This window comes from Leptolyngbya sp. KIOST-1 (assembly GCF_000763385.1).
In the GTDB taxonomy this organism is placed as follows: Bacteria; Cyanobacteriota; Cyanobacteriia; order Phormidesmidales; family Phormidesmidaceae; genus Nodosilinea.
This window is the reverse complement of sequence record NZ_JQFA01000002.1, coordinates 3,633,396-3,658,048: the sequence shown is the minus strand read 5'-3', so window position 1 is coordinate 3,658,048 and position 24,653 is coordinate 3,633,396. Positions and strand designations below refer to the sequence as shown.

24 protein-coding genes and 1 riboswitch are annotated in these 24,653 nt (G+C 59.5%); of the genes, 8 read left to right on the top strand and 16 right to left on the bottom strand.

All coding sequences use genetic code 11. The annotated features are described in order from the left end of the window. Positions 1-115: 115 nt before the first annotated feature. Positions 116-1,021, bottom strand: coding sequence for a M48 family metalloprotease (locus NF78_RS16175; protein WP_035987920.1), 906 nt, complete (start codon positions 1,019-1,021; stop codon positions 116-118). Between the two features lie 144 nt (positions 1,022-1,165). On the opposite strand from NF78_RS16175, the gene NF78_RS16170 reads away from it, so the two are divergent. Then, positions 1,166-1,768, top strand: coding sequence for a Uma2 family endonuclease (locus NF78_RS16170; RefSeq protein ID WP_035987917.1), 603 nt, complete (start codon positions 1,166-1,168; stop codon positions 1,766-1,768). A 129-nt stretch (positions 1,769-1,897) separates the two neighbouring features. Beyond that, positions 1,898-2,167, top strand: coding sequence for a UPF0175 family protein (locus tag NF78_RS16165; RefSeq protein WP_197064856.1), 270 nt, complete (start codon positions 1,898-1,900; stop codon positions 2,165-2,167). 157 nt (positions 2,168-2,324) lie between these two features. Here the strand turns inward: NF78_RS16165 and NF78_RS33525 are convergent, their stop codons facing one another. The 8 genes from NF78_RS33525 to NF78_RS16130 form a co-directional block, all read right to left on the bottom strand. Then, entirely contained in the window at positions 2,325-2,561 is a 237-nt protein-coding gene (locus NF78_RS33525; protein ID WP_225885357.1) for a S24 family peptidase, read from the bottom strand. 94 nt (positions 2,562-2,655) lie between these two features. Next, complete coding sequence (locus tag NF78_RS16160; RefSeq protein WP_156119794.1) at positions 2,656-3,009, bottom strand: hypothetical protein; 354 nt, start codon at positions 3,007-3,009, stop codon at positions 2,656-2,658. 883 nt (positions 3,010-3,892) lie between these two features. Next, on the bottom strand, positions 3,893-4,360 hold the full coding sequence (locus NF78_RS16155) for a DUF1348 family protein (protein ID WP_035987909.1): 468 nt from the start codon (positions 4,358-4,360) through the stop codon (positions 3,893-3,895). A 105-nt stretch (positions 4,361-4,465) separates the two neighbouring features. Continuing rightward, positions 4,466-4,909 (bottom strand): cyanase, encoded by a 444-nt coding sequence (gene cynS, locus NF78_RS16150; protein WP_035987907.1) that lies wholly within the window; start codon positions 4,907-4,909, stop codon positions 4,466-4,468. 291 nt (positions 4,910-5,200) lie between these two features. Beyond that, the gene (locus NF78_RS16145) at positions 5,201-6,085 is read right to left on the bottom strand and encodes an ABC transporter ATP-binding protein (protein ID WP_035987905.1); all 885 of its coding nucleotides are present in this window, start codon (positions 6,083-6,085) and stop codon (positions 5,201-5,203) included. Then, positions 6,082-6,921, bottom strand: coding sequence for a nitrate ABC transporter permease (gene ntrB, locus NF78_RS16140; protein WP_035987903.1), 840 nt, complete (start codon positions 6,919-6,921; stop codon positions 6,082-6,084). Before ntrB ends, NF78_RS16145 begins: the two co-directional genes overlap by 4 nt. 127 nt (positions 6,922-7,048) lie before the next feature. Continuing rightward, positions 7,049-8,620 carry an ABC transporter substrate-binding protein gene (locus tag NF78_RS16135; RefSeq protein WP_225885316.1) on the bottom strand — a complete coding sequence of 524 codons (1,572 nt, stop codon included), beginning with the start codon at positions 8,618-8,620 and terminating at the stop codon, positions 7,049-7,051. 293 nt (positions 8,621-8,913) lie between these two features. Next, a complete protein-coding gene (locus tag NF78_RS16130) occupies positions 8,914-9,702 on the bottom strand; it encodes a response regulator (RefSeq protein WP_035987899.1) in 789 nt (262 codons plus the stop codon). Positions 9,703-10,145: 443 nt separating this feature from the next. Here NF78_RS16130 and NF78_RS16125 point away from each other — a divergent pair, with 443 nt between their 5' ends. Together NF78_RS16125 and NF78_RS16120 are read left to right on the top strand one after the other, a co-directional pair. Continuing rightward, on the top strand, positions 10,146-11,369 hold the full coding sequence (locus NF78_RS16125) for a PAS domain-containing sensor histidine kinase (protein WP_035987896.1): 1,224 nt from the start codon (positions 10,146-10,148) through the stop codon (positions 11,367-11,369). Between the two features lie 144 nt (positions 11,370-11,513). Next, positions 11,514-13,814: a glycoside hydrolase family 10 protein gene (locus tag NF78_RS16120; protein WP_225885315.1), complete on the top strand. Its 2,301-nt coding sequence runs from the start codon at positions 11,514-11,516 to the stop codon at positions 13,812-13,814. 25 nt (positions 13,815-13,839) lie between these two features. On the opposite strand, the gene NF78_RS16115 is transcribed toward NF78_RS16120, so the two are convergent. Next, positions 13,840-14,271, bottom strand: coding sequence for a pentapeptide repeat-containing protein (locus tag NF78_RS16115; RefSeq protein WP_035987892.1), 432 nt, complete (start codon positions 14,269-14,271; stop codon positions 13,840-13,842). A gap of 303 nt (positions 14,272-14,574) precedes the next feature. On the opposite strand from NF78_RS16115, the gene NF78_RS16110 reads away from it, so the two are divergent. Further along, complete coding sequence (locus NF78_RS16110; protein WP_035990000.1) at positions 14,575-14,982, top strand: GNAT family N-acetyltransferase; 408 nt, start codon at positions 14,575-14,577, stop codon at positions 14,980-14,982. A gap of 40 nt (positions 14,983-15,022) precedes the next feature. Here NF78_RS16110 and NF78_RS16105 read toward each other — a convergent pair whose 3' ends face one another. From NF78_RS16105 to NF78_RS16090, 4 genes are all read right to left on the bottom strand, one after another. Then, positions 15,023-15,970 carry a pseudouridine synthase gene (locus tag NF78_RS16105; protein ID WP_035987890.1) on the bottom strand — a complete coding sequence of 316 codons (948 nt, stop codon included), beginning with the start codon at positions 15,968-15,970 and terminating at the stop codon, positions 15,023-15,025. Positions 15,971-16,268: 298 nt separating this feature from the next. Then, positions 16,269-16,979, bottom strand: coding sequence for a J domain-containing protein (locus tag NF78_RS16100; protein WP_035987887.1), 711 nt, complete (start codon positions 16,977-16,979; stop codon positions 16,269-16,271). Between the two features lie 43 nt (positions 16,980-17,022). Beyond that, complete coding sequence (locus NF78_RS16095; RefSeq protein WP_035987885.1) at positions 17,023-18,090, bottom strand: bifunctional transcriptional activator/DNA repair enzyme AdaA; 1,068 nt, start codon at positions 18,088-18,090, stop codon at positions 17,023-17,025. A gap of 102 nt (positions 18,091-18,192) precedes the next feature. After that, positions 18,193-18,651, bottom strand: a complete 459-nt coding sequence (locus NF78_RS16090) for a protein tyrosine phosphatase family protein (RefSeq protein WP_156119793.1) — start codon at positions 18,649-18,651, stop codon at positions 18,193-18,195. Positions 18,652-18,718: 67 nt separating this feature from the next. On the opposite strand from NF78_RS16090, the gene NF78_RS16085 reads away from it, so the two are divergent. From NF78_RS16085 to NF78_RS16075, 3 genes are all read left to right on the top strand, one after another. Further along, on the top strand, positions 18,719-19,300 hold the full coding sequence (locus tag NF78_RS16085; protein ID WP_035989996.1) for a thioredoxin family protein: 582 nt from the start codon (positions 18,719-18,721) through the stop codon (positions 19,298-19,300). Positions 19,301-19,306: 6 nt separating this feature from the next. Then, positions 19,307-20,215, top strand: coding sequence for a phosphate/phosphite/phosphonate ABC transporter substrate-binding protein (locus NF78_RS16080; protein WP_225885314.1), 909 nt, complete (start codon positions 19,307-19,309; stop codon positions 20,213-20,215). Between the two features lie 337 nt (positions 20,216-20,552). Beyond that, positions 20,553-22,598, top strand: a complete 2,046-nt coding sequence (locus NF78_RS16075; protein ID WP_052050552.1) for a protein kinase domain-containing protein — start codon at positions 20,553-20,555, stop codon at positions 22,596-22,598. Between the two features lie 27 nt (positions 22,599-22,625). Here the strand turns inward: NF78_RS16075 and thiC are convergent, their stop codons facing one another. Both thiC and NF78_RS28370 read right to left on the bottom strand, forming a co-directional pair. After that, complete coding sequence (gene thiC, locus NF78_RS16070) at positions 22,626-23,996, bottom strand: phosphomethylpyrimidine synthase ThiC (protein WP_035987881.1); 1,371 nt, start codon at positions 23,994-23,996, stop codon at positions 22,626-22,628. A 174-nt stretch (positions 23,997-24,170) separates the two neighbouring features. Then, positions 24,171-24,266: riboswitch (TPP riboswitch) on the bottom strand. Between the two features lie 168 nt (positions 24,267-24,434). After that, positions 24,435-24,617: a hypothetical protein gene (locus NF78_RS28370; protein WP_052050551.1), complete on the bottom strand. Its 183-nt coding sequence runs from the start codon at positions 24,615-24,617 to the stop codon at positions 24,435-24,437. Between the last annotated feature and the right edge of the window lie 36 nt (positions 24,618-24,653).

The window sequence follows — 24,653 nt, the reverse complement described above, 5'->3', positions numbered from 1 at the left end:
CTTAGGCGTTTAGCAGCTGTAACCATCCCTAGAACAGTTGTGACACCTGACCAATGCGCTTGAAGCAATGGCCAGGCTTTGTTGTGTCATCCCAGTTCTCAACTGTGTAACGGTACTAGGCTTGGGCGCTCAGCGCCTGGCTATTCGCCGGGGCGAGGGTAGCTTTTTCGGCCATGGCCTTCAATCGCTGAATGCGGTCCTCAGTGGAGGGATGGGTCATAAACAACGTCATCATTCCCTCCTTTGAGAGGGGGTTGACGATAAATAGCGCCGAAAAGGCCGGGTTGCCGTGGATGGGCACCTTTTGGCCCATCTCCTCTAGCCGTTCCAGGGCTCGCACCAGGGCCAGGGGATTTTCGGTGATTTCAGCGGCCCCGGCATCGGCGGCGTACTCCCGCGTTCTGGAAATCGCCATTCGCAGGAGGCCAGCGGCCATGGGCGCAATCACCAGCAAAAACAAAATGGCGATCGGGTTGTTGCCGCGCCGTCCTCCCGCCCGGGCCACCGGAAAGTACAGCGCCCCAAAGGTGAGAATGCGGCCCAGGAAGGTGAGCGACCCGGCCAGGGTGCCTGCCACCGCCTGGGTGAGGGTGTCGCGGTTGCGTACGTGGGTCAGTTCGTGGGCAATGACGGCATCGAGTTCGTCGTCGGGCAGCAGGTCAATTAGGCCCTGAGTGAGGGCGATCGCCGCGTGGTTTGGATCCCGTCCGGTGGCAAAGGCGTTAGGCGACTCCGACGGCACCAGGTAGAGGGCCGGGGTGGGAATGCCGGCGCGATCGCACAGTTTTTCCAGCCGCGCAAACAGCTCGGGAGCCTCTTCTCGCGGGGTGGGCTTGGCCTTAAACGCCGCCAAGGCCGCCTGGTCGGAGTAGTACCACGAGCCAAAGCTGCTCACCGCCGCAAAGCCCAGCCCGTAGTACAGCCCGGTCTCGTTGCCCACCAGCAGGTAGCCCGCCAGCACAATCAGCCCGCTGAGCAGCGCCAAAAGTGCCAGGGTTTTGAACTGATTCATTGCTGCCATAAAAAGCCCCACCGTACATACTGTTTTTTTAGGATCCCAAAGGATGGCGTGACTGAGGTCTACCCAGGGAAGGAAAAGGACGACAGAGCTGGTGGTTCATTCGGTTAGGCTATGATTAGCCCATTGCGGAGACTGGGGCAACCGATGACCACGCTGTTGATTCAGACAGAAAGCGTACCGCTAAAGGTCAATTTCCCGACCAGCGCTGAAATGACGACAGCGGAGTTTTATGCGTTCTGTCAGGCCAATCGCGATCTGCGCATTGAGCGATCGGCTACAGGAGAGGTGATTGTCATGCCGCCTGCCTTTTCTGACACCGGCAACCGCAACCTCAAAATTGCTCAGCAGTTGGCCAACTGGGCCGACGCCGATGGTACCGGCGAAGCCTTTGACTCCAGCGCTGGATTTACGCTGCCCAATGGTGCTACTCGCTCTCCCGATGCCGCCTGGGTGCGCTTAGAGCGTTGGAATGCGCTAACGGAAGCGGAGAAGGCTTCCTTTGCACCGCTGTGCCCAGACTTTGTGGTGGAGTTGCGCTCTGCCAGCGATGCCCTCAGTAGACTTGAGGCCAAGATGGAAGAGTATTTGGTCAATGGTGCGTCTTTAGGCTGGTTAATCGATCGCAAAACCCGCCGGGTTCACATTTATCGCCTCAATCAAGCACCGGAGATTTTAGAGAATCCCGACGCCGTCTCCGCAGATCCTCAATTGCCAGGCTTTGTGCTGCAAATGGCTAGAATTTGGTAGCAACTTGTCCTGAGTTACTATGCAGTGCGTCAGGTACCTCTATTGGTAATGGGGCTGATTAGGAATACTCTCAGAATTAGAAACGCTAAACTGAAGCCAAGATACTTAGCTCCAAGTGGGCCACTAACCATGTATGAACCACTAACCATGTATGAAATCGTTGTGGCTTTGCCAGAGGAAACCGCCGCTGCTCTCAATACATCGCTAGCGGCGATGGGTGAGGAGGTAAGATTGGCCGCAGCTGTGAAGTTGTTTGAATTGGGCCGTCTTTCGTCTGGAGCCGCAGCGACCCTGGCCGGAATACCGAGAACCGTGTTTCTGACGAAATTAGCCGATTATAGCGTTAACACCTTTAATTTGAGCGAAGCTGAGCTGACTAACGACGTAGCCAATGCTTGAGTTAATTCCTGATACTTTAGTAACGGCTCTTTAAATCATGAATAACGTATCTTACGACTCCAACGATCTGACATCTATCTGAGTCAAGGTGACCAGGATATGCAAGAAGATGCTCAGGATTAGAACTATCTGGCAGCAGCGCTACTTTACCATCTGGCTATTGCATATAACGTTTTATCGTCGGATTATTATCCACGTATGCAATCACGATTTCTCCATTTTCAGGACTGCCAAATCCTGTAAAGAACTCAACAATTAGCATATCATCTGGCAAGATCCCAGATTGATCCATTGAATCGCCTTTAACGCGAACTGCAATCAGTTGATTTTTAGGGCTTGACTTCCTTGATTCAAAGACATCTTGAACAAGATTAAGCGTTTCGGCATTACTGATTTCGTTCGGCTCTTCCGGATCTGTGGTTGAAAGTGTGCTGGCTGATACATTTTACTTTCCCTGCATTCGCTGAAAGCCTTGCTGCGCCTGAATATTAGCCGAGCTTATCACCCTGAACCCGGAAGAGCCTTTCGTTCTCGCTAAAGCTGAAACTAGCTGGGATAGTTACGTCATCGAAAATGAGTAGATTCTGCATTTGCAGAATACTTATCAGCTCTTCTGCGCTAGACGACTGGTGTATCAGTTTTTGTTTCCAGAGTTCCTGAAGTAATCGATTCGCAGAATCTTTGATTTCTGATGGAACGTGAATCGCCTGCAAGTCTCCGACACGACCCGGATAATTCTTTTTTCTACCTTGTCCTCTACCAGCACCACCTCGCTTGCTGATCGCAGGCTTGCTAACTTGGCGTGCATCTTTGTCTTTGCCAGAATTATCTTGGTAAGTCATGAGTATTTTGGCTTCCAACACAGCCAACCCGCAAAGCCCCTGTATGGGTTGAGCTTCTGCGTTCTGCTGAAGCTCAACCGCATACTCTCTATGCTATTGCCTGCCGAGCACACACAGAGAACTGTTTACAGGGATCTATCCATCCGTATTGAGGCGTCAAGAACACCCCTAGAGAATCATAATTGATTCTTCGTGATTATTCAAATATTCCCCCCAGCACTTGCATGGACTCTGAGAGCCTTGGTTCTCAAGGCTCTGCCCTGAAAAACTACTGCCTTTGAGCACACAACTAGAAATTTGTTTTTATACCATTTATCAATCTCATTTGAAAAAGCATCTTTTTTCAAATGGCGAGCCATGAATTTTCTTATGCCAAGTTGATTTTTAGGAATTTATCAAAACCCTAAAGCAATTGCTGAACAAGAATTTGATATTTTAGTTTTCCTGTACTATCATCGACCTTATAGTGCATCTGTTCTGCAAGGCGATTGAAGAACTGCCGACTCTCACTCGTCTACCACTTAGCTCTGTCTATCCACAATTGAGGATCAACTCTAATGCCAAAAATCTCTACCAACTCTCGACATGATAACAGTGACCAAAAGGGCTTTGTCCTTTCCGTGAACCAGCTCTCAATTCGTTGGAAGGGGGTGCCTGAAATACTTGTTGTTCTTGCTCTAATGGGAGGAATTAGCGGAACCGTTCTTCCAGGGGAGGAACAACCGTTCGAAACTTTCCCTTCCAACTGTATTGAGGTGCAATCTAACACTTAGATTGTCAATGCAAAGCATTTTGGGCAGACGATCTACGAGGTGTTTTACAGGAGAAATCTATAAAGTGCTCAACTGCCGCTGCCCAAATACTTTTGAGATTAGTTCTGGCTTTAAACCGGCGAGTCAATCAGTCCTGGGTGATCTGCCGGGCGGGGGCCGGAGGTATCCCAGAAGAAGCGGCGGTCTGAATCGGCGATCGGCTTGTCGTTGATGCTGGCTTCGCGGCGGCGCATCAGGCCGTTTTCGTCGAATTCCCAGTTTTCGTTGCCGTAGGCGCGGTACCACTGGCCGGCGTCGTCGTGCCACTCGTACTGAAAGCGCACGGCAATGCGGTTGTCGCCGTAGGCCCACACCTCTTTGACCAGGCGGTAGTCGAGTTCTTTGTCCCACTTGCGGCGCAAAAAGGCGCGAATGGCGTCGCGGCCCTGGAAGATTTCGGCCCGGTTGCGCCAGTGGCTGTCCTCGGTGTAGGCCAGGGCCACGCGATCGGGATCGCGGCTATTCCAGGCGTCTTCGGCCATGCGGGCCTTGGCGATCGCGGTCTCTTGGGTAAATGGAGGGACGATGGGGGTGGGCATAGGGGTGAATGGGTGGATGGGTAGGGTTCCCGAATAGGGCATAGGAAAGGCTGCCAGCGATCGCCAACAGCCCGGAGATTGTGAGTCAGGACGCGTAACTGGGGTCTACCACTTTTTGTAGGGCAGGAATTTGCCGCACATGACGACCTTGACGCGATCGCCCTTTGGATCCTCCACCTTCTCCACATCCAGGGTGAAGTCGATGGCGCTCATGATGCCGTCGCCAAACTTTTCGTGGATAACGGCCTTCATGGGCATGCCGTAGACCTGCATGATTTCGTAGAAGCGGTAGATCAGCGGGTCGGTGGGAATGACGGGGTCGAGGCTACCTTTGACCGGGTAGTCGGCCAGGGCTTCGGCCAGGGAGGCATCGGCCCCGAGGATTTCGACCAGCTGGGCGGCTTCTTCGGGGGAGGCGCTGGCCTGGCGGTAGAACACAGAGGCGATCCACACTTCGTCGTAGCCAGTTTTGGCTTCCAGATCGGCGAAGCTGAGGCCCGCCGCTTTTTTGGCGGCCAGCAGTTTTTCGGTAATAGGAGAAACAGCCATGATTGGATCCTCTTAAGTACGTCTGATGGTCAAACTTGTGATGCTGGTAGGGTGGGCATCGCCCCTCCATGTCTGGCATTTGCTCAGTTCGGTAGGGTGGGCATCGCCCACCTGTGAGCCTAGAAATGACGGGTTGCCCTGGCCCGGTGGGAGGGGCGGTGGCGGGAGGGTAGAGCTTGCCGGTTGGGAAAGGTGGAATGGTGGGCAGTGCCCACCCTACGGAATCTCCAGGGTCTAACCCCCATCTCCGCTTCACCCATCACCCATCCACCCATCTACCCATCTACCCATCTACTTCCCCACCCGCTCAGCCTCCACTGCCCGGGTTTCGCGGAACAGGTGGCTCTCCATCTCGGCCTTGAGGGCGTGGTAGGCAGGGTGCTGCTCGATGGTTTCGCGGTTGCGGGGCCGGGGGAAGGGCACCTCCAGAATTTCGTCGATACGGGCGGCGGGGCCCCGGGTCATCATCACAATGCGATCGCTCAGCAGCAGCGCCTCGTCGATGCTGTGGGTAATCATGATCACGGTCTTGCGCTGCTGTTCCCAGATGCGCTCGATCTCATCCTGCAGAAAGCCCCGGGTGAGGGCGTCGAGGGCGCCAAAGGGCTCATCCATCAGCAGAATCTGGGGGTCGATGGCTAGCGCCCGGGCGATGCCGACCCGCTGGCGCATGCCGCCGGAGAGCTCGTGGGGGTGCCTGCTTTCGGCACCATTGAGGCCGACCAGCTGGATGTACTCCTTGATGATGCGATCGCGCTTTTTCTTAGAGATCTTGGGATCCACAGTTTCCACCGCAAACCGCAGATTCTCCTCCACCGTCATCCAGGGCATCAGGGCGTAGTTTTGAAACACCATGCCGCGATCGGGGCCGGGCCCGGTAATGGGCGCACCGTTGAGCAGAATTTCACCGCCCGTGATTGAGCTGAGGCCCGCAATCATGTTCAGCAGAGTGGACTTGCCGCAACCCGAGGGGCCAATGATCGACACAAAGGTATTGGGCTCGATGTCGAGGTTGATGTCCTGAATCGCCAGGAAGTCGCGGCGGGTTTTGCCGGTCAGTCTGCTAACCAGGTCCTTTTTGCCAGGGAAAACCTTGGTCACATTGCGAATCGATAGCTGAGCCGTCTGCGATCGCGTCGCTACCGGGTCTATGGTGTGAGCAGGGGCAGTATTCATGAGTTTCGACCAAATGCAACAAATTTCTCCAGGGCAGCAAACAGGCTATCCAGCACCAGGCCCGTCAACCCGATAATGAAGATGGCCACCAGAATGTTGGGAATCGACAGATTGTTCCACTCGTTCCAGATGAAGTAGCCCAGGCCCGTACCCAGCAACATCTCCGCCGCCACAATCACCAGCCAGGCAATGCCCATGCTGATCCGCAGTCCCGAGACAATGTTGGGCAGCGCCGCCGGAATAATCACCTTGACGATGGTGCGCAGCCGCGAGGCCCCCAGGGTTTTAGACACATCCAGGTAATCCTGGTTGACGTTGGCTACGCCGAAGGTGGTATTGATCAGCGTTGGCCACATGCTGGAAATAAAAATGATGAAAATGCCGGTCTTTTCTGAATCGCGCAGCAGGTAGAGGCCCAGGGGCAGCCAGGCCAGGGGCGAAATCGGCTTGAGCAGCTGAATGTAAGGATTAAACGCCTTAAACGCCACGGGGGAAATGCCGATCAGAATGCCCAGGGGCACCGCCACCAGGGAGGCGGCGATGTAGCCAATCGCCACCCGCCGCAGGCTGATCAGCAGATTCCAGCCGATGCCCATGTCGTTGGGACCGTTTTTGAAAAACGGATTCGACACCCACCACCAGAACTCCCTGAGCGTGGCGCTGGCGGTGGGCACCCCCCGGGTAAACCACCCGGAGCTGGCCCCCACCTCCCATACCAGCAGGAACAGCCCCAGGGAGAGCATAAACAGCCCAAAGGCCCGTACATTTTCATTGCGCCAGGGGGGAGCCTGTCTTTCGGCATTAGCTAATCCAGGCGGAGCAGAACTGACTGCCATGACCTATATCCTCAAAGTGCTACGGAACGAACGATGATAGCTACCTCGCGAACCCTGCAAGGGGTTGCAAGGCCGCGCTTGCGGGGTGACGGCGGAGTGACCCCGCAAAGCATTTGGCGATGCGCCTCTACTTGCCAAACTCGTCGATCTGGCTTTTTACGTAGTCCACGGGGGCATCGGGATCAAAGGTGTCAAAGGCCAGGGTTTCGACGCGATCGGTGTCGAAGGGGGGCTGTTCGCCCAGCTCTAGGGCCAGCTCGCGAGCTAGATCGGTCAGAAATACCTCCTGACCTACGGCCTCAATGTCGGTGTTGCTGACGGTTTCGGGGGTATTGCCATCCCCGAACAACTCCCAGCGCACCAGCTGTGAGGAGATCCACTTGGCGAAGCTTTGCCAGGGGTAGGGGTCAAAGTCGATCCGATCGGGCACCGACAGGGTGTTGCCCTGGCCGTCCTCAAAGTTGCCGGTGAGCACGGCCTCCACCACCTCCACCGGCTGGTTCAAAAAGGCGCGATCGGAGATGGCGGCGGCAATCTCGGGTCGATTGGCCGCATCCTGGGCGTAGACCGCGGCCTCAATGATGGACTTGTTCAGAGCCCGGAAGGCGTTGGGGTGAGCGGTGATCCAGTCGTCGCTGGCGGTGAACGCGCAGCAGGGATGGCCATCCCAGAGATCCCTAGTCAGCATGTGGATATAGCCAGCGCCCTCAAACACGGCCCGCTGGTTGAAGGGGTCGGGCATCAGCATGGCGTCGATATCGCCCGCAATCAACTGGGCGATGCTGTCCGGCGGCGGCACCGGGCGAATCTGCACATCCACGTCAGGGTCGAGGCCGCCAGAGGCCAGGTAGTAGCGAATCAGCAGGTTGTGCATGGAGTAGGGGAAGGGCACCCCAATTACAAAGCCACGGAAGTCTTCGGGGCCGCTGACATTGCCCCGGTGGCGCTCGGCAACGGTAATGGCCTGACCGTTGATATTTTGGATACTGGCCAGGCGTACGCCGAAGGCGGCGGAGCCCAGGCCCAGGGTCATGGCGATGGGCATTGGGGCCAGCATGTGGTAGGCGTCGAGTTCGCCTGCGATCGCCGAATCGCGCACCGCGCCCCAGCTGGGCATTCTCACCACGCTGGCGTTGAAGCCGTACTTTTCATAGAACCCCAGCGGCTCCGACATGATGATCGGCGTGGCGCAGGTGATGGGAATAAAGCCCACCTGAATATCGGTCTTCTCCAGGTTGCTGGTGTCAACGGGGGCTGCTTCGGCCTCCTCCACCGTGGGGTCGTTGCCGCCGCCTGCACAGCTTGCCAGGGTGACCAGGGCCGCCCCCACAGCCATATTCTTGAGAAACTCGCGCCGGGTGGCGCCGCTGGCCCGTACCGAATCGGCAAAAAACAGGCCTGCTTGGGGACCAAAGGCCGCCGCAAAGGCATTTTCCAGACCGCCGGCCTGCTTGCAGAGGGCCAGAATCAGCTTTTCGCGCTGGGGGTCGTTGCGCCCCACCCGCTTCAAAAACAGCGCCTTGCGTAGCTCGTAGGCGTTGACGGTGTCGGCGGCCCGCAGCTGATTTTGCTTGTAAATTCCCATTTTAACCAGGTCGTCAACCATGTCGACGGGATCCTGGGGCATGGTGGCCATGAACTGCGAGTGACTACCCAGGTGTACGGTGCCACAGGTGCCGCAGGGTTGTCCCGGCAACATCAGGGAGGGCGATGTGCAACTCAAACTGCCCCAGTCGCTTAGCGACTTTGCTACTGCTGAAATAACCATAGATGGATAGTTGAACGCGACAAAAACCTTTCCCCAACCCCACCTGAGAACTTGCACAGCAGAAAATAAAGGAGGCTAAATCTCCACAACCGCTGAAATTATGAACGCGAATTAACTCAGGTTAGTAAATACGTTATCAAGCCCCCGTTCAAAATGCATTGGATCATTTTTTGAACATGGTGGGACTTTCTTTTGAAGATGGTTTTTCAACCCAAAATAAAGGTCTAATTTGTTGTTTCTGCTACAGATTGCTGTCTCCAGGTCTGGGGAGAAACCCCCTGGAATTGGCGAAACTGCCGCGTGAAATAGCCCGCATCGCTGTACCCCGAAGCCTCTGCGATTTGTCGCACCGACTGGGTGGTTTTGGCCAGCAGAATCTTGGCCTGGGCCATTCGGCGCTCAATAATCCACTGTTTGATGGTGCGCCCGGTGTGGGACTGCACCAGATTGGTCAAGTAGGCGGGGGAATAGCCCGCCTGCTGGGCCACGTCATTGAGGCTAATGGGCTGATGGTAGTGGGCCTCGATAAAGTGAAAGACGCTGGCCAGCTTGGGATCGCTGGGGAAAATCGGGTGGGGTGGCTCTGGATGCGCCCCGGGGGGTGATTCTGGGAGGGCTTCTTGGCTATACAGCTCATGAAGCTCAGCCTGGCGCTGCAACCGGCTGTTGATAGCGGCCAAAAACTGCTCGACGGTGCAGGGTTTGGTCAGGTAGTCGTCGGCCCCAAGTTCCATGCCCCGGCGGAGGTCGGCCATGGTGACCTTGGCGGTGAGAAAAATCAGCGGAATCAGCGCCGTCTGCCGCACTTTGCGCAGGGTTGAGAGCACCGAATAGCCATCCATATCGGGCATCATGATGTCGCACACCACCAGATCGGGGTTGTGCCGCTGGGCCATGGCGACTCCAGTGCTGCCATCGCTGGCCCCCACCGCCCGAAATCCCTCAAACTCCAAACATTTGAGAAAAATATTGCGGGTTTGAGCTTCGTCTTCAATGATAAGAACGGTTTTCACGACAGCTTAAACCTGACTATATCGATTGTGCAAAACGGCCTACCCTAACCCCATCTCCAGTTTCATTAAAGCCAGTTCATGGGATAAATTGTTTATTGTCCTGCCCAAACTAAAAGAGGGGGAAATTTTGCTCAAAAACCGATCGTCATATTTGCTTGCCAACTCAAATACGGCTGTGAACGATCAATTTGAAAGTCCTTAGCGGCACCTAATATCCTTTAGTAAACCTTAAGCCGCTCGTCCGTTGTATACGTCGATACACTTTGCCGAGCCGTCGGGGCAGCGGAAGCTAAAAGGGTTCTAAAATCTCGCCCTGCTCTGCGGGCGGACGCTATCTGGTCCAGTCTGGTTGGCATTATCAGCCAACCGTTCCTGCTACCTGACGCCCACAACCTGAAACCCACAGCAACGCTGCTACCTTTACGCCGCACAGTACTAGCGCCATGACCCAAACTTACTGGCTACCCTCCCAACCGGGGTCTCCTGTCGTCGCTGCGCCGTTGGGCCAGGAGCTGGAGCACCTGCGCCGCCAGCATCAGCTCATTCTCAATGCCGTGGGGGAGGGCATCTACGGGCTCGATCTCGACGGCAATGTGACCTTTGTTAACCCCGCCGCCGCCGCCATGATCGGCTGGTCTACCGAGGAGCTGATCGGGCGATCGATGCACGCGGTCATGCACCACTCGCTGGCTGATGGCAGCCCCTACCAGCGCGAGGCCTGCCCCATCTATGCGGCGTTTCAGGACGGCAGCGTGCGGCACATTACCAATGAGGTGTTCTGGCGTAAGGACGGCACCAGCTTTCCGGTGGAGTATGTCAGTACCCCCATGCGCGACGAGGATGGGCAACTGATTGGCACGGTAGTCACCTTTCGCGACATTACCCAGCGGCGCTGGGCCGAAGAGATTTTGCAGCGAACCAACGAGGAGCTGGAGCAGAAGGTGCAGGAGCGCACCGCCGAGCTCCAGGCGGCCAATCAACAGCTGCGGCAGCTCAGCGACATGCGATCGCGCTTTGTCTCCATGGTCTGCCATGAGTTTCGCAACCCGCTCAACAACATTGCCCTGACCGTGTCGTCGCTGAACCGCTACGACACCCAGCTACGCCCGGACGAAAAAACCGACTACCTGCTCACCATCAACGCTAACGTCGAGCGGATGACCCAGATGATCGACGACATTCTGGTGATCGGCAAAATTGAGGCCAAGGTGCTGGAGGTCAACCCGCGCCCGCTGGATCTGGTCGCCTTTTGCCAGGATTTGCTGGCCGAGGGCGACTACTGCCGCCCCCAGGCTCCAATTCAGTTCGTCTGCCGCAGCCGCCAGGTGCTGGCCTGCCTGGATGAGCGGCTGCTGCGATCGATCCTCAGCAACCTGCTGTCCAACGCCATTCGCTACACTCCGGGCGATCGCCCGATCTGGCTGAAGCTGGCCAAGCAGCGGGGACAGGTTAGTCTGCGGGTGCAGGACGAGGGGATTGGTATTCCGGCGGGCGATCGCAAAACCCTGTTCGAGCCCTTTCACCGCGGCCAAAACGTCAGCAACATTCCGGGGACAGGGCTGGGGCTGAGCATCGTGAAGCAGTTTGTCCAACTCCAGCAGGGCACAATCAAAGTTGCCAGCCGGGTGGGGGCGGGCACCACGTTTACGGTTAGCCTGCCCGCCTGATGGGTTTACTGAAGAAGTAGCACTGGGCCTGGGGGGATTGCCCTGGCTTAGGGTAGGTCTTGCGTTTTCTCAGATTCCACAGCTGCTGACCCACCCGCGCTAGCCTGTGCCACAATTATCGCCGTGTGATGGAGAAATGACATTGTGACGCAGTGGGCGAGGCAGTGGCGGGGGCTGATACTGTGCGGGCTGATCGGATTGCTCGGCGCGGGCGTGCTGTCGTGGCCCAGCTATGCCCAGGTCGACCCCGCCATCCCTGAGCAATCGGCGGAGGGCGAGGTATCCACCGACCTTACTCCCCCCAGCGACAGTTTCGAAGGCGCGGTTCCGTCCGCCCCCGCCGCCCCACTCCGACCCGGTCGGCGGGTGGACCACGGGCCCTTTTTGCCGTCGCCACCCCCCTCCCAACGGCTTCAAACTCTGCCGTCCGACCGTTCAGACCGTGGGGTTGTCAATGCCACTGACCCTGCCAGGGGTAACGCTACCGGGCAGGAGGCCAGGCCCGGTCGACGCCCCGAGCATGTGCCCAGGCCGCCCCTGCCCCCCTCCCAGCGGCCCAGGGTACAACCTGCCGTTCCCGCAGAGGCGGCCGGGGAGACCGGCAGCCCGGCCGCGGGTGACCCGGCCGAGCAGATCGCCCCCGCCGTGATCGAGCTATCGCCCACCGGACGGCCCCCTAGTCCGGTGGTATTTCTGGCTATGCAGCAGGAGCTAAAAAACCTGATTGGACGCTTTGAAAGTGCTCTGATTATGGCCAGTTCCCGCCATGCACCTACGGTGCTGACCCTGCCCACTGGCCAGCCCACGCTGACCGCCGCCGAGCGGGCGAAGGTCGGCGGTCGGGGCACGCTGCTGCATCCGGCCCTGGGAGAGGCTCAGCAGCTGTTGAGTGAGTGGGATGGGCTACTGGCGGCGGGACAACACGCTCAGGTGCGCGATCGCTGGCTTACCGCCCGCGCTGCCCTGTGGGACAACTTTGCCTCCGATCGCCCCATTGACCAGGGCGAAATTCGCGCCGTGTGGCTCGATCGCGGCACCATTGTACAGGCCCGATCGCCCGAGGGGCTGAGGGCAATTTTCGACAAACTGGCCGCCGCTGGCATCAACACCGTCTTTTTTGAAACCGTCAACGCGGGTTACACTGTTTACCCCAGCCAGGTGGCCCCCGAGCAAAACCCCCTCACCCGCGGTTGGGATCCACTGGCGGCGGCGGTGGAACTGGCCCACCAGCGCGGCATCACCCTGCACGCCTGGGTGTGGGTGTTTGCGACAGGCAACCAGCGCCACAACCGTCTGCTCAACCAGCCCGCCGACTACCCCGGCCCGGTGCTCGCTCGCCACCCCGCCTGGGCAGGCTACGACAACAGCGGCAACCGCATTCCCAGGGGCCAGGACAAGCCCTTTCTAGACCCCGCCAACCCCGAAGTCCGCAGCTATCTGACCCGGCTGATGACCGAAATCGTCACCCGGTATGGGGTCGATGGCCTGCACCTCGACTACATTCGCTACCCTTTTCAAGACCCAGGGGCCAACCGCACCTATGGCTACGGCGAAGTAGCCCGCTGGCGCTTCCAGAGCATCAGCGGGGTGGACCCGATTACCCTCAGCCCCCGCCCCAACGGCCTCGATCGCAACCAGCAAATTCAGCAGCAGGTGCTGTGGCAGCAGTGGACCGAGTTTCGCACCCAGCAGGTGACCTCCTTTGTGGAAACCATTGCCAGCACCCTCAGGCGGCAGCGCCCCGGCCTGGTGATGTCGGCGGCGGTGTTTGCCAACCCCGAGCACGAACGCCTGCAGCGGATTCAGCAGGACTGGGGCACCTGGGCCCGGGCCAGCTACCTCGACTGGATTGTGCTGATGAGCTACGCGGCCGATACCAGCCGGTTCGAGCGACTGATCTCCCCCTGGCTGGTGAATGAATCCTTTGGCTCTACCCTGGTGATTCCGGGCATTCGCCTGCTGAATCTGTCCAATTCGGCTGCGGTAGACCAGTTGCAGGCCAGCCGCGACCTGCCCACCCCCGGCTATGCCCTGTTTGCCGTCGCCGACTTCAACACCGAGCTGAATGCGGTACTGGCTCAAACCCAGGGGGTCGGTTCGCCCAGCCCCACAACCCCCTACGCCATGGCCGCCAGCCGCTACGCTGCCCTCCAGCGGGAGTGGAGCTGGCTGTTGGCCCAGGACCGCCTGTGGATGCATCGGGGCAGTCTGGAAACCTGGGTTACTACCGTCAACGACCTGGGCAACCAGTTTGAAACCCTGTCCCAGGCACCGACGCGCCGCAACCTGGCCGATGTTCGATCCGGCCTCACCCGAGTTAAGGCATCGCTGAATCAGGGGGTACTGGTGAACACAACTAACAGCGGCTACCGGGTGCGATCGTGGCAGCACCGGCTGCGGGCGATTGAGCAGCTGCTGGCCCATGGGGAGAGAACCCAGCCCTAGAGGGTGGGATCGCCAGAACTTTGTCTCAGTCGCCGCCCACGCTGATGGGGGTGCCCACGACTACGGCTCCGGTCAGGTCGGCATCGAGGAACGAAGCGCCATCGACGTCGGCAAAGTAGATGGCCGCATCGGTCAGGTTGGCCTGATCGAGGGAGGCGTTGTCGAGCTGGGCGTTGGTCAAAAAGGCGCTGGTCAGGTTGGCCCCGGTGAGGTCGGCACGGCTGAGATCAGCCCCTTCCAGGTTGGCTTCAATCAGGATAGCCCCCTGCAAATCGGCATCGCGCAGGTCGGCCCCAATCAGGTGGGCCTGGGTCAGGTCGGCACCAGACAGGTCACAGCCCTGGCACAGATTGGTTTCGAGCAGCTGCTGCACGTGGGCCGGGTTTTCGGCCTGTACGGGCATGGCAAGGCCAACAGGAATGGCGACAGCGATTCCGGCCAGTAGAGAGAGTTTCATGGAGGTGTCCTCCGGTATAGATAGCCTGCACCAGCGCTGGGGTCAATCGCCCCGAGCGGCTGGCATGAGTCATTGATTGCGATCGCACCCACAATTTGCCTTAGAAGCCGCGTGTGCCTCACCCGGAGGTGAGCAGGCAGACAAGGGCTGATTTACGATGCATTTGTACTTGAAGTGTATGACCCGCGGTAGTCCTTGCCATCGGCAGTAAGATAGGTCTTATGCCCGCCACTCCTAGATCGTAGCCTTTCCCCTGGGCCGATGGGTCAGGAAACCCGTACTGTAACGAATCGCAATTTCCCCATGCTCACCCCCATTCACCAGCTCACCCCAGACCAGGTCGAGCAGCTGCACCAGATGTACCAGCAGGAGTGGTGGAGTAAAGACCGCGCCCTGGCCGATGTGCCCACCCTGCTGAGCAACAGCGACCTGCTCTTTGGCCTCTGGGATGGGGAAGCACAGCGCCTGGCGGCCTTTTGCCGGGTGCTGACCGACTGGGTGTACCGGGCGATCGTATTTGACGTGATTGTGGCGGCAGACTACCGCAAACAGGGGCTGGGGGCAAAGATGATTGAGCTGGTGACCACGCACCCGCAGCTGGCCCAGGTGGAGTGCATTCAGCTGTTCTGCACCCCGGAGATGCAGCCGTTTTACGAGAAGTACGGCTTTACCCAGGCGGAGCAGATGTTGATGGTGCGGCCTCGGGGGTGAGTGGGTGGGTAGGCGAGTAGGTGGGTGGATGGGTGGGTGATTAGAGTGATCGCAGGGCGGGTGGGGGTATGCACTCAATGACTAGAGGCTCCTGGGTGCGAGGATGGGGCAGCGCCAGGCGGTAGGCGTGCAGGTGATAGCCCATGTCGCCAGGGACAGGAATTTTGCCGTCCTCACCCGGTTGAATTGCTAGTGGTACACCGCCCACGCCGTAGAGCGGATCGCCAATCAGGGGAAACCCCGCCGCCGCCAGATGAATGCGAATTTGGTGGGGTCGCCCGGTGCGAATGGTGACTTCCACCAGGGTGGAGTCGGCGGTGCGGTGCAGCACCTGCCCATCGCTGTAGGCCGGTAGGCCAGTGGGCGAAGCCCCATACACATACCCCAGCACGGGATGACCGATTTTGCCAATGGGTGTAGTCAGGGTGAACACATCGGGCAGATCGCTGGCTCCCACCAGCGCCCGGTAGGTCTTGCGAATGGGGTGCGGTGCCTGGGGATCGTGGGCGGTAGCTGTGGATTCGCGCAGCTGCCGACTCAGCACCGATCGCGCCAGGGGCGATCGCCCCAACAGCATCACCCCCGAGGTGCCTCGCCCCAGCCGATGCAGCGGAATCGGCGGATTCTCGGGGTAGTGCCGCTTGAGCTGGTGCAGCAGCGTGTGGGTGAGAAAGTTGCCTGCGGGGAGCACCGGCAGCCCCGCAGGCTTGGCGATCGCCATTAAGTCCCCATCCTCATCCAGCACCTCAAACCCCAGCGGCACCGTTGGCTCCTGCCACGGGGGGCGATGGTAGGCCAGGATTTGTCCCACCGCCAGGCGATCCTCCGGGGCCAGGGGAACGTTGTTGCGGCGAATTTTGCCGGAAAGGATGCGATCGCGCCATTCTGCCCGTGTGGAGTGGCGGTAGCGATCGGTGTAGAAATCTAGCACCGATTGGCCAGCGGTGGCGGGGGTGATGCGATCGGTGTAAACCCATCCCTGATTCATGCCTACTCTGTTGTGGAGAACCTCTTAGATGGTGTATCACTGCGCGGATGCACCCTACGGGTTGAGTGATATGTTTCCTGGATCTGCCGACAGGTTACTTTGCAGAACAGAGGTTTAAACTGGCCCATCAGCCGATCCTTTCCGTTGGGTCCAGGGCGGCGGCACGGCCCTGGTCGAAGGGGGTCTGGGGCCAGCGAAATGGCCCCAGCGGTAGGCTTGGTTTTCTACCAACAACCCACGCCCAACATAAGGCAGATGGGAATCGCAAAAACCTATTAGGGCAAACGACCGTTTGCCCCTACACCAACCGCTTCACCCGCTCTTTGGTCTCCGCCCGGATCTGCTTCACCCGCCGAAACAGCTCTGTGCCGGTGTGAATGTAGCTCTCTTCGTAGCTCATGGTGAACCGCTCCAGCTCGTCCAGCCCGTCCTCCAGTAGCCCCAGGCAGTGGTACAGGTCGGCGGCCACCCCCGCCGTACTGGCCGGGTTCGCCATCGAGTTAAACTTGCCCTGGGCCTGCCCCAGCCAGGTGCGCCCCTGCTCCAGGTAGGCCATAAAGCCCTCCATCAGCTCATCGTCAAAGGGGTCCGCCGAGAGTTTGCGAATTTCGGCCCGCAGGGGCGACATGACTTTGCCCAGCAACCGATCCACCGGGCCGTACACCAGCTTTAGCCAGGCATCTTCTCGCGCCTCAGACGACTGCGTTGCCTCCCGCGCGTGGCGATAGGCCGCCTGGGCGTCGGCGGTGCGCTGGGCTCGGCTGGCGGCGCTGGCCACCGGGTCGGCGGCTACAACTCCCTGGCGCTGCTGGTCGTAAGCTGTCCGCCGCGACGGGTCGCCAATCACCTCGTAGGCGGTGTTGATGCGGGCAATGCGATCGTGGGAGGCCTGCTGGCCTTTGCCGTCGGGGTGAAACTGCTTGGCCAGGCGGCGGTAGGCGCGCTTGATCTCGGCCTGGGTCGCCGTTTCGTGAATTTCGAGGGTTTGGTAGTGGGTCTCTGGTGGCATAGGGCCATTGTAAAAGAGACCGGTGGCAGAGGGGAGGGGCTACCTAGTTTCCCGGTAGCTGCCCCGTGCGCTCCAGCTCCAGCAGCAGCCGTTTGCGCCACAGCCCCCCGCCATAGCCCGTCAGCGAGCCATCTTTGCCGATCACCCGGTGGCAGGGCACCACAATGCTGATCCGGTTGGTGCCGTTGGCCCGCGCCACCGCCCGCATAGCCGTGGGCTGGCCAATCCGCTGGGCCAGCTCGTCGTAGGCGATAGTGGCCCCGTGGGGAATGCGCTGCAGCTCCTGCCAGACCGTGACCTGAAACGGGGTGCCCTCGAGAGCCACGGGCACCGTAAAGGTGGTGCGCTCTCCAGCGAAGTACTCGCCCAGCTCGGTTTTCAGCCTATCCAGGTGGGGATGACTGACCGGCAAGACCGCACTGTCAAACCGCTGACGCAGGGTGGCATAGTGGCGCTCCAAACTGCGGCAGTCACAGTAGTCCAGCAGGCAGAGCCCCTCGTCCACCGCCCCGGCCACCACCAGCCCCAGGGGCGTTTCAATCAGCTCTACCGCAATGTAGCGCTGGGTTTTGGCCTGACCCGGCGGCACCCCAAAGGTCTTGGCAAAGGCCTCCCGAAAGCCACTGTAGGAGTCGTAGCCGTGGGCAAACACCACGTCATCCAGCGGTTCGCCCTCGCGAATTTGAGCAAAGGCTCTGGCCAGCCGTCGCGATCGGCACCAGTCGACAAAGGTCATGCCGTAGTGGTCCTGGAACCACCGCCGCGCCCGCTCTGGGGTAATGCCCAACTCCTGCCAGTCATCGCTCGAAAGCTTTTGCCCAGAGCGGGCCTCAACCCGCTCCATCAACTGACTCACCCACGGGGGAGGCTGCCCCAGACTGATCTCAGGACGGCAGCGCTTGCAGGGGCGATACCCGGCCAGCACCGCCTCCCGCAGCGACAGAAAGAACTCCACATTTTCGCGCTTAGGGCACGATGAGCAGGAGGGCCGACAAAAAATGCCGGTGGTGCGTACCGCCACAAAAAACAGGCCATCGTAGCTACCGTCTTTGCGGTAAAAGGCCGTTTCCATTTCGGTTTGGGAGGGAACAAAGCTCAAAGTCATCTGCATGGGTCATGCCCCAATTCCTAGGGCCATTGTGTCAACGAGTGCCGCTGCCGTCCACCGAAAAAGCGATGGCCTATTTCATGGCGATGGCCCACTGGCGATGGCCTATTCATGTCGAGCGATCGCCTGGTCGATGAAAGCCTGCCAGGTGGGGTTGGGCCGCCAGATGCGGTGCAGATCGGCCAGGGCCACAGGTTCATCGACCCCCTGGCGCAGCACTCGATAGAGGTAAACAAAGGCAGAAACGCGCATATTTAGAGCGCAGTGCACCAGGGTTTTGGCGTCGCGGTTGCGCTCCATCACCTTAAAAAATATCTCTAAATCAGTCAGGGTCGGCGCTTCCCACACCACCGGAATGTGAAAATGGGTCATGCTCAGACTTTTGACCAGCTCCGCCTCGTGGGGAATGGCATTGTCCGAGGTGGAAAGGGCCAGGTTGACCACCACCAGATAGCCCGCCTGGGCCAGGGCCTCAAACTGCTCCGGCGACGGCTGGCCCGCCGTCGCCAGGGTGGGCGAAATGGCCAGGTAGTTGCGAATATCGGACACCTCGGCGGCGGTCATAGCCAAATCTCCCAGCTTGATTCAGTACGATAGAGAAACCCAAAAACACACCCTGGAGACTCAACCCATGGCTATGGTGGAATCTACCATGCTGCCCCTGGGCACCGCCGCCCCCCCCTTTGAACTCACCGATGTGGTCAGCGGCGAAACCATTACCCTGGGCACCTTTGCCGATGCTCCAGCGCTGCTGGTGATGTTTATCTGCCGCCACTGTCCGTTTGTGAAGCATGTGGAGCAGGAGCTGGCCCGCATTGGCCAGGACTACGGCCCTCAGGGGGTAGGGATTGTGACGATTAGCGCCAACAGTGTGCAGACCCATCCCCAGGATGGCCCTGAGCACCTCAAGGCCCAGGCCGAAGCACTCGGCTTCACCTTTCCCTACTGCTTTGATGAGACTCAGGCGGTGGCCAAGGCCTACACCGCCGCCTGCACCCCCGACTTCTTTGTCTTTGACCAGGCCAAGACCCTGGCCTACCGGGGCCAACTCGACGACAGCCGCCCCGGCAACAACCTCCCGGTCACGGGCAAGGACCTGCGCGCCGCCCTCGATGCTGTGCTGGCGGCAGAGGCCATGCCCGGCGACCAGAAGCCCAGCATAGGCTGCAATATTAAGTGGGCACCGGGCAACGAGCCCGACTATTTTGGCTAGAGACTTGTGGCTAAGGACTTTTGGCTAACGACCATGGGCCGATGGCAGCGGTTTTTGAGATTGGGTCTGGTCAGCCTGATGGCGGCGCTGCTGCTGCAGGCCAGCGGCTGCGGCGGAGGCGGTGGGACCAACCAGCCCCTGCGGCTGACCATTGGGCTGGTGAGCTACGACGACGGTGCCAGCTCCCTGGAGAAGTACGATCGCTTTCAGACCTACCTGGCCGAGCAGCTCCGGGCGGTAGTGGAGCTGGAACCGGTATTCAACGAAATTCGTGCCGTGGAGCAGGTGCGGGCGGCCCGCTGGTCGCTGGTGTTTGCCCCCTCGGGCCTGGCGGCGATCGCGATCGCCGAAGCCAACTACCTGCCCATTTTTCCCACCCTGGGCACCCCCAACCAGAAGTCGGTGCTGGTGGTGCGCGACGACAGCCGATTTCTGGCCCTGGGGGAGCTGGCCAATCAGGCGATCGCCCTGGGGGAGCCGGGGTCGGCCACGGGCTACTACCTGCCGCTCTACGACCTCTACGGCCTCACCCTGAGCACCATTGAATTTGCGGCCACCCCGGCCACCGCCCTGGGGTGGATTGCCGAGGGCCGGGTGGCGGCGGGCGCCATGTCAGAGGAGGACTTTCAGCAGAACCGCCGGGGGTTCGCAGACGGTACTTTTCGCATCCTGCACGCCACCCGGGCGGTGCCGCCAGGAGCCGTTTTAATTAGCCCCCAGGTCGATCGCAACCAACAGCAGTACATCGAGCAGGCCATGAAAAATGCGCCCTCGGCCATGACAGCGGATGCGGGCTACAGCCCCAGTGCTCCACCGCCCGACCTGAGCCAGCTGATTACCCTGGTCGAAAAAGTGCGGCCCCTGGAAGCTCGCCTGAAGGAGCAGCCCGCCGTGCTCACCCTTGCCCCTCCGTGACCTGCCGCAGGTAGCGCCATCTGGCCGCCTGGATGGGCGGGAGCGACAGTCGCCGGTTGACCGTGCCAGTCAGAATTCGGGTAGGCTAAAATCAAGCCTGGTACTGTCTTTGGTCGCAGCTGTTTTCAATTGGTACTTTGGGTCAGTCCGTTGGGTCAGTCCGTTTGCCGCCGCAGCCGGGGCAAATGTCAGGAAATCAAGGGTGTTCGCTACTGCATCGTCAGCCCTCAAAAAATATGTCAGGAAACAGCTGTACGGCGGCTGAAGTGACTTTATGTTAGCGGTGCCAGACCGCTGCCCCCTGACGGTCGAACGTCTTTAGTATCCCTTGGAGCCGATGAGTGTAACCCACGGACATCGCACCCTGGCCGCCATCATGCTGACTGATGCGGTGGGCTTTAGCGCCCGCATGTCGGTACACGAGGAGCTCACCCTCGCTCAGCTTCAGCGCGACCAGGCGTTGATGGAAACCCTCTGCGATCAGTTTGAGGGCAAGGTGATGAAATCCACCGGCGACGGGCTGCTGATGTATTTTGCCAGTGCCGTGCAGGCGGTCAGCTGTGGGCTAGAAATTCAGCGGGCACTGGCCCGCCTCAATGCCAGTACCGACGCCGAACCAGCCCTGCTGCACCGGATTGGCATTCACCTGGGCGACGTTTTTTTTAGCCAGTCCGATGTCATGGGCAACGGGGTCAATATTGCCGCCCGTCTGCAAACCGAAGCCCACCCCAGCGGCCTCTGCATTTCCAAAATTGTCTACGACGTGGTTAAGGCCCGGCTCAATTTAGACGTCACCTTTGCCGGGCCGCTGCAGCTCAAAAATATTCAGGATCTGGTGCCCGCGTACCATGTCCATGCGCTGCCCAGGGCTGGCGCAGCGGAAAGCCCATCCCCGGTCAGGGACCCTGCCGTGGAACCGGGTTTCGAGGCCGAGGGCGATCGCCAGCTGGTTCCCCCCGGCAGCAGAATCGGCGGTCGCTACATTGTCCAGCGGGTGCTGGGCCAGGGCGGCTTTGGCCGATCGTACCTGGTCGAAGACTCCCAGCGGTTTGGGGAAGCCTGCGTGCTGAAGGAGTTTTTCCCAACCAAAAAAACGGCCAACAATCTGCAAAAAGCCCTGGATCTATTCAAGCGGGAGGCCAAAACCCTCTACCAGCTCGACCACCCCCAGGTGCCCAAGTTTCTGGCCTGCTTTACCCAGCGCAATCGGCTGTTCATTGTGCAGGAATACATCGACGGGGTGCCCTACTCGCAACTGATCAAGCAGCGTCGCCAGCAGAGCAGCGCCTTTTCAGAGGCGGAGGTGATTCAGTGGTTGATGCAGATGCTGCAGGTGCTGGACTACCTCCACGGGCTGAATATCGTGCACCGCGATATTTCGCCTGACAACATCATGTACTGCCGCGATCGCAACCTGCCGGTGCTGATTGACTTTGGTCTGGTCAGCGACGCCATCAGCACGCTGCTCTCCGACAACATGGCCACCCCCAACGAGGCCCAGCCTGCCACCATGGTAGGCAAATTTGGCTACTCGCCCCCCGAGCAAATTCAGCTGGGGCAGTGTTTTCCGTGCAGCGACCTCTATGCCCTGGGGGTAACTGCGATCGTGCTGCTGACGGGCCGCTATCCCCGCGACCTGATCGACCAGACGACCCTGGAGTGGTGCTGGCAGTCCCACGTTCAGGTGAGCCAACCGCTCAGGGCCATTCTCACCCAGCTGATTCAGCAAAAGCCAAAGGCCCGCTTTCAAAGCGCCGCCGCCGTGGTGGAGCGCCTCACCCCGCTGGCCGCCGCCGTTTCGCCCAGTTCGCTCCTGGTGGTTGAGCCGAGTTGGGAGCAGACTATCAATCGCTCCGAGGCCCCCACCGCGGCCGATCCCAGCATTGTCCCCTCCGAGTCGCACGACCCCTCGTTTATTGCCACCTGCCGCCAGGAGCTGGCCCGCTGCATTGGCCCTATGGCCAGCATGATTGTCGAAGAAATGATTGACCAGTATCCCCAGGCTACCCCTGGGGAGTTTGTCGAAATTTTGGCCAGTCAGCTTTCGGATGGTCGCCAGGCCAGTGACTTTGTCAGCCGTCTGCAGGGGGTAGTCAGCAGCCCTCCGATTAGTTCAGGTCCGGCCTCCCAGGGCTTTTCCGGACCACAGTCCGGCCAGGCACCGTCTGCGGCAGCCCCCAGCGGCGAACGCCCCAGCCCAGAGTTCATCCACCGCTGCCGACAAACCCTGACCCGCTGCATTGGCCCCATGGGCAACTACCTGGTTGACGACACCCTGGCCGATTTTCCCAATCTTTCGCCCCAGGAGCTAGTCACCCGCCTTGCCGCCGAAATCCCCGATGCCAAAAAGGCCGAGGATTTTCGACGGCAAATGCAGGACTGATTGACCCCTGCCCAGACCGGCGGCTCGTTATACGCTAGCCGCTTCTTTCGCCAGGAACTTTTCCAGTTCCGTCAGCGCGTCGGCATCGACCTTAGTCTGCATGGGGCAGAACTTGGGGCCGCACATGGAGCAGAACTCGGCGGTTTTGTAGATGTCGGCGGGCAGGGTTTCGTCGTGGTATTCTTTAGCGCGCTCAGGATCCAGCGACAGCTCGAACTGTTTGTTCCAGTCGAAGTTGTAGCGGGCGTGGGACATGGCATCGTCGCGATCGCGCGCCCCAGGCCGGTGCCGCGCAATATCTGCCGCGTGGGCCGCAATCTTGTAGGCGATCAGTCCCTGGCGCACGTCCTCGGCGTTGGGCAGGCCCAGGTGCTCCTTCGGGGTCACGTAGCAGAGCATGGCCGCCCCGCTCCAGCCTGCCAGGGCTGCGCCGATCGCGGAGCTGATGTGGTCGTAGCCCGCCGCAATGTCGGTGACCAGCGGCCCTAGCACGTAGAAGGGGGCTTCGGCACATTCCTCCATCTGTTTTTTGACGTTGTAGTCGATCTGGTCCATGGGCACGTGGCCGGGGCCCTCCACCATCACCTGCACGTCGTGCCCCCAGGCGCGGCGGGTGAGCTGGCCCAGGGTTTTGAGTTCCGCCATTTGGGCGGCATCGGTGGCGTCGTGCAGGCAGCCGGGGCGCAGGGAATCCCCCAGGCTAAAGGACACGTCGTAGCGCTTGAAGATCTCGATGATGTCGTCAAAGTGGGTGTAGAGGGGGTTTTGTCTGTGGTGGTGCAGCATCCAGCGGGCGAGGATGCCGCCGCCACGGGAGACGATGCCGGTGATGCGATCGCGCACCAGCGGCAAATGCTCAATCAAAATCCCGGCGTGGATGGTCTGGTAATCCACCCCCTGCTGGGCGTGCTTCTCGATAATGTGCAGAAAGTCATCAGGAGTGAGGTTCTCGATGTTGCCGTGGACGCTTTCCAGCGCCTGGTACACCGGCACGGTGCCAATGGGGATGGGCGACGCCTGAATAATGGCGGTGCGAATGGCGTCGAGATCGCCGCCCCCAGTGGACAGATCCATCAGGGTGTCGGCTCCGTACTTCACCGCCAGGTGCAGCTTGGCCACCTCTTCGTGGATATCCGACGAATTGGGCGATGCGCCGATATTGGCGTTGACTTTGCACTTGGCCGCAATGCCGATCGCCATCGGCTCCAAATTCGGGTGGTTGATGTTGGCCGGGATGATCATGCGCCCCCGCGCTACTTCATCGCGGATCAGGTCGGCGGGCAGGTTTTCCCGCTGGGCGACGTGGGCCATCTCTTCGGTGAGGGTGCCCTGGCGAGCGTAGTGCATCTGGGACCGGTTGGTGTGGCCCTGGCGCTTAGCAATCCATTCTGTTCTCATGGGTTTACCTCTGATGTGGCGCTAGAGGGTTGGCCTGAGGGGAAAAGGGCAGGTATGGCTGGGTAGGGCCGAGACGGATGGAGCGATCGCAGACAAACCCCAGCTACCTGCTGAAGATTCGCCCCGATTCCAGAAAATTCTCCAGAACGCTACTATGGTCGTCGTTTCGGCTGGCTACCGCAAGCAACGCTTCCCTCCGCTGGTATTAACCAGGTCAGGTTCTGAGGGTATGATCTCAGTCCGAAAGTTCGGACACCCCTAGCTTGCTGAAAGCTTACTACGAATGCCTGGAGGCAGGGGCGATTAGTTACGGTTCCTCATAAATATCGCGCCGATGCCCTACCTTAGATAACCCTCACTACCAGCGCTACCCCATCTAGTGGCTCATTGCAGCTGAAGCTCTTGCTTGAGGCTGCTGAGTGAAACCTCTCCTGACTCCTAGAGGGCTACATCGGCGTCAAAGGTATCAATTTCGTCCTCGATCGCTTCTAGAGCAGGCTCTAAATCTACCCCATACTTAAACTGCAAATATTGCAGAAAGTGATACAGCTCATCCAAAGCCATCCGTGGAAGCGGCGTCAGCTCTAGGGAAATAGGATCGGTGAGCGGTACAGTAGCCATGGCTAGCCTGAAATCGGGCGATTGAAGGCACCGTGA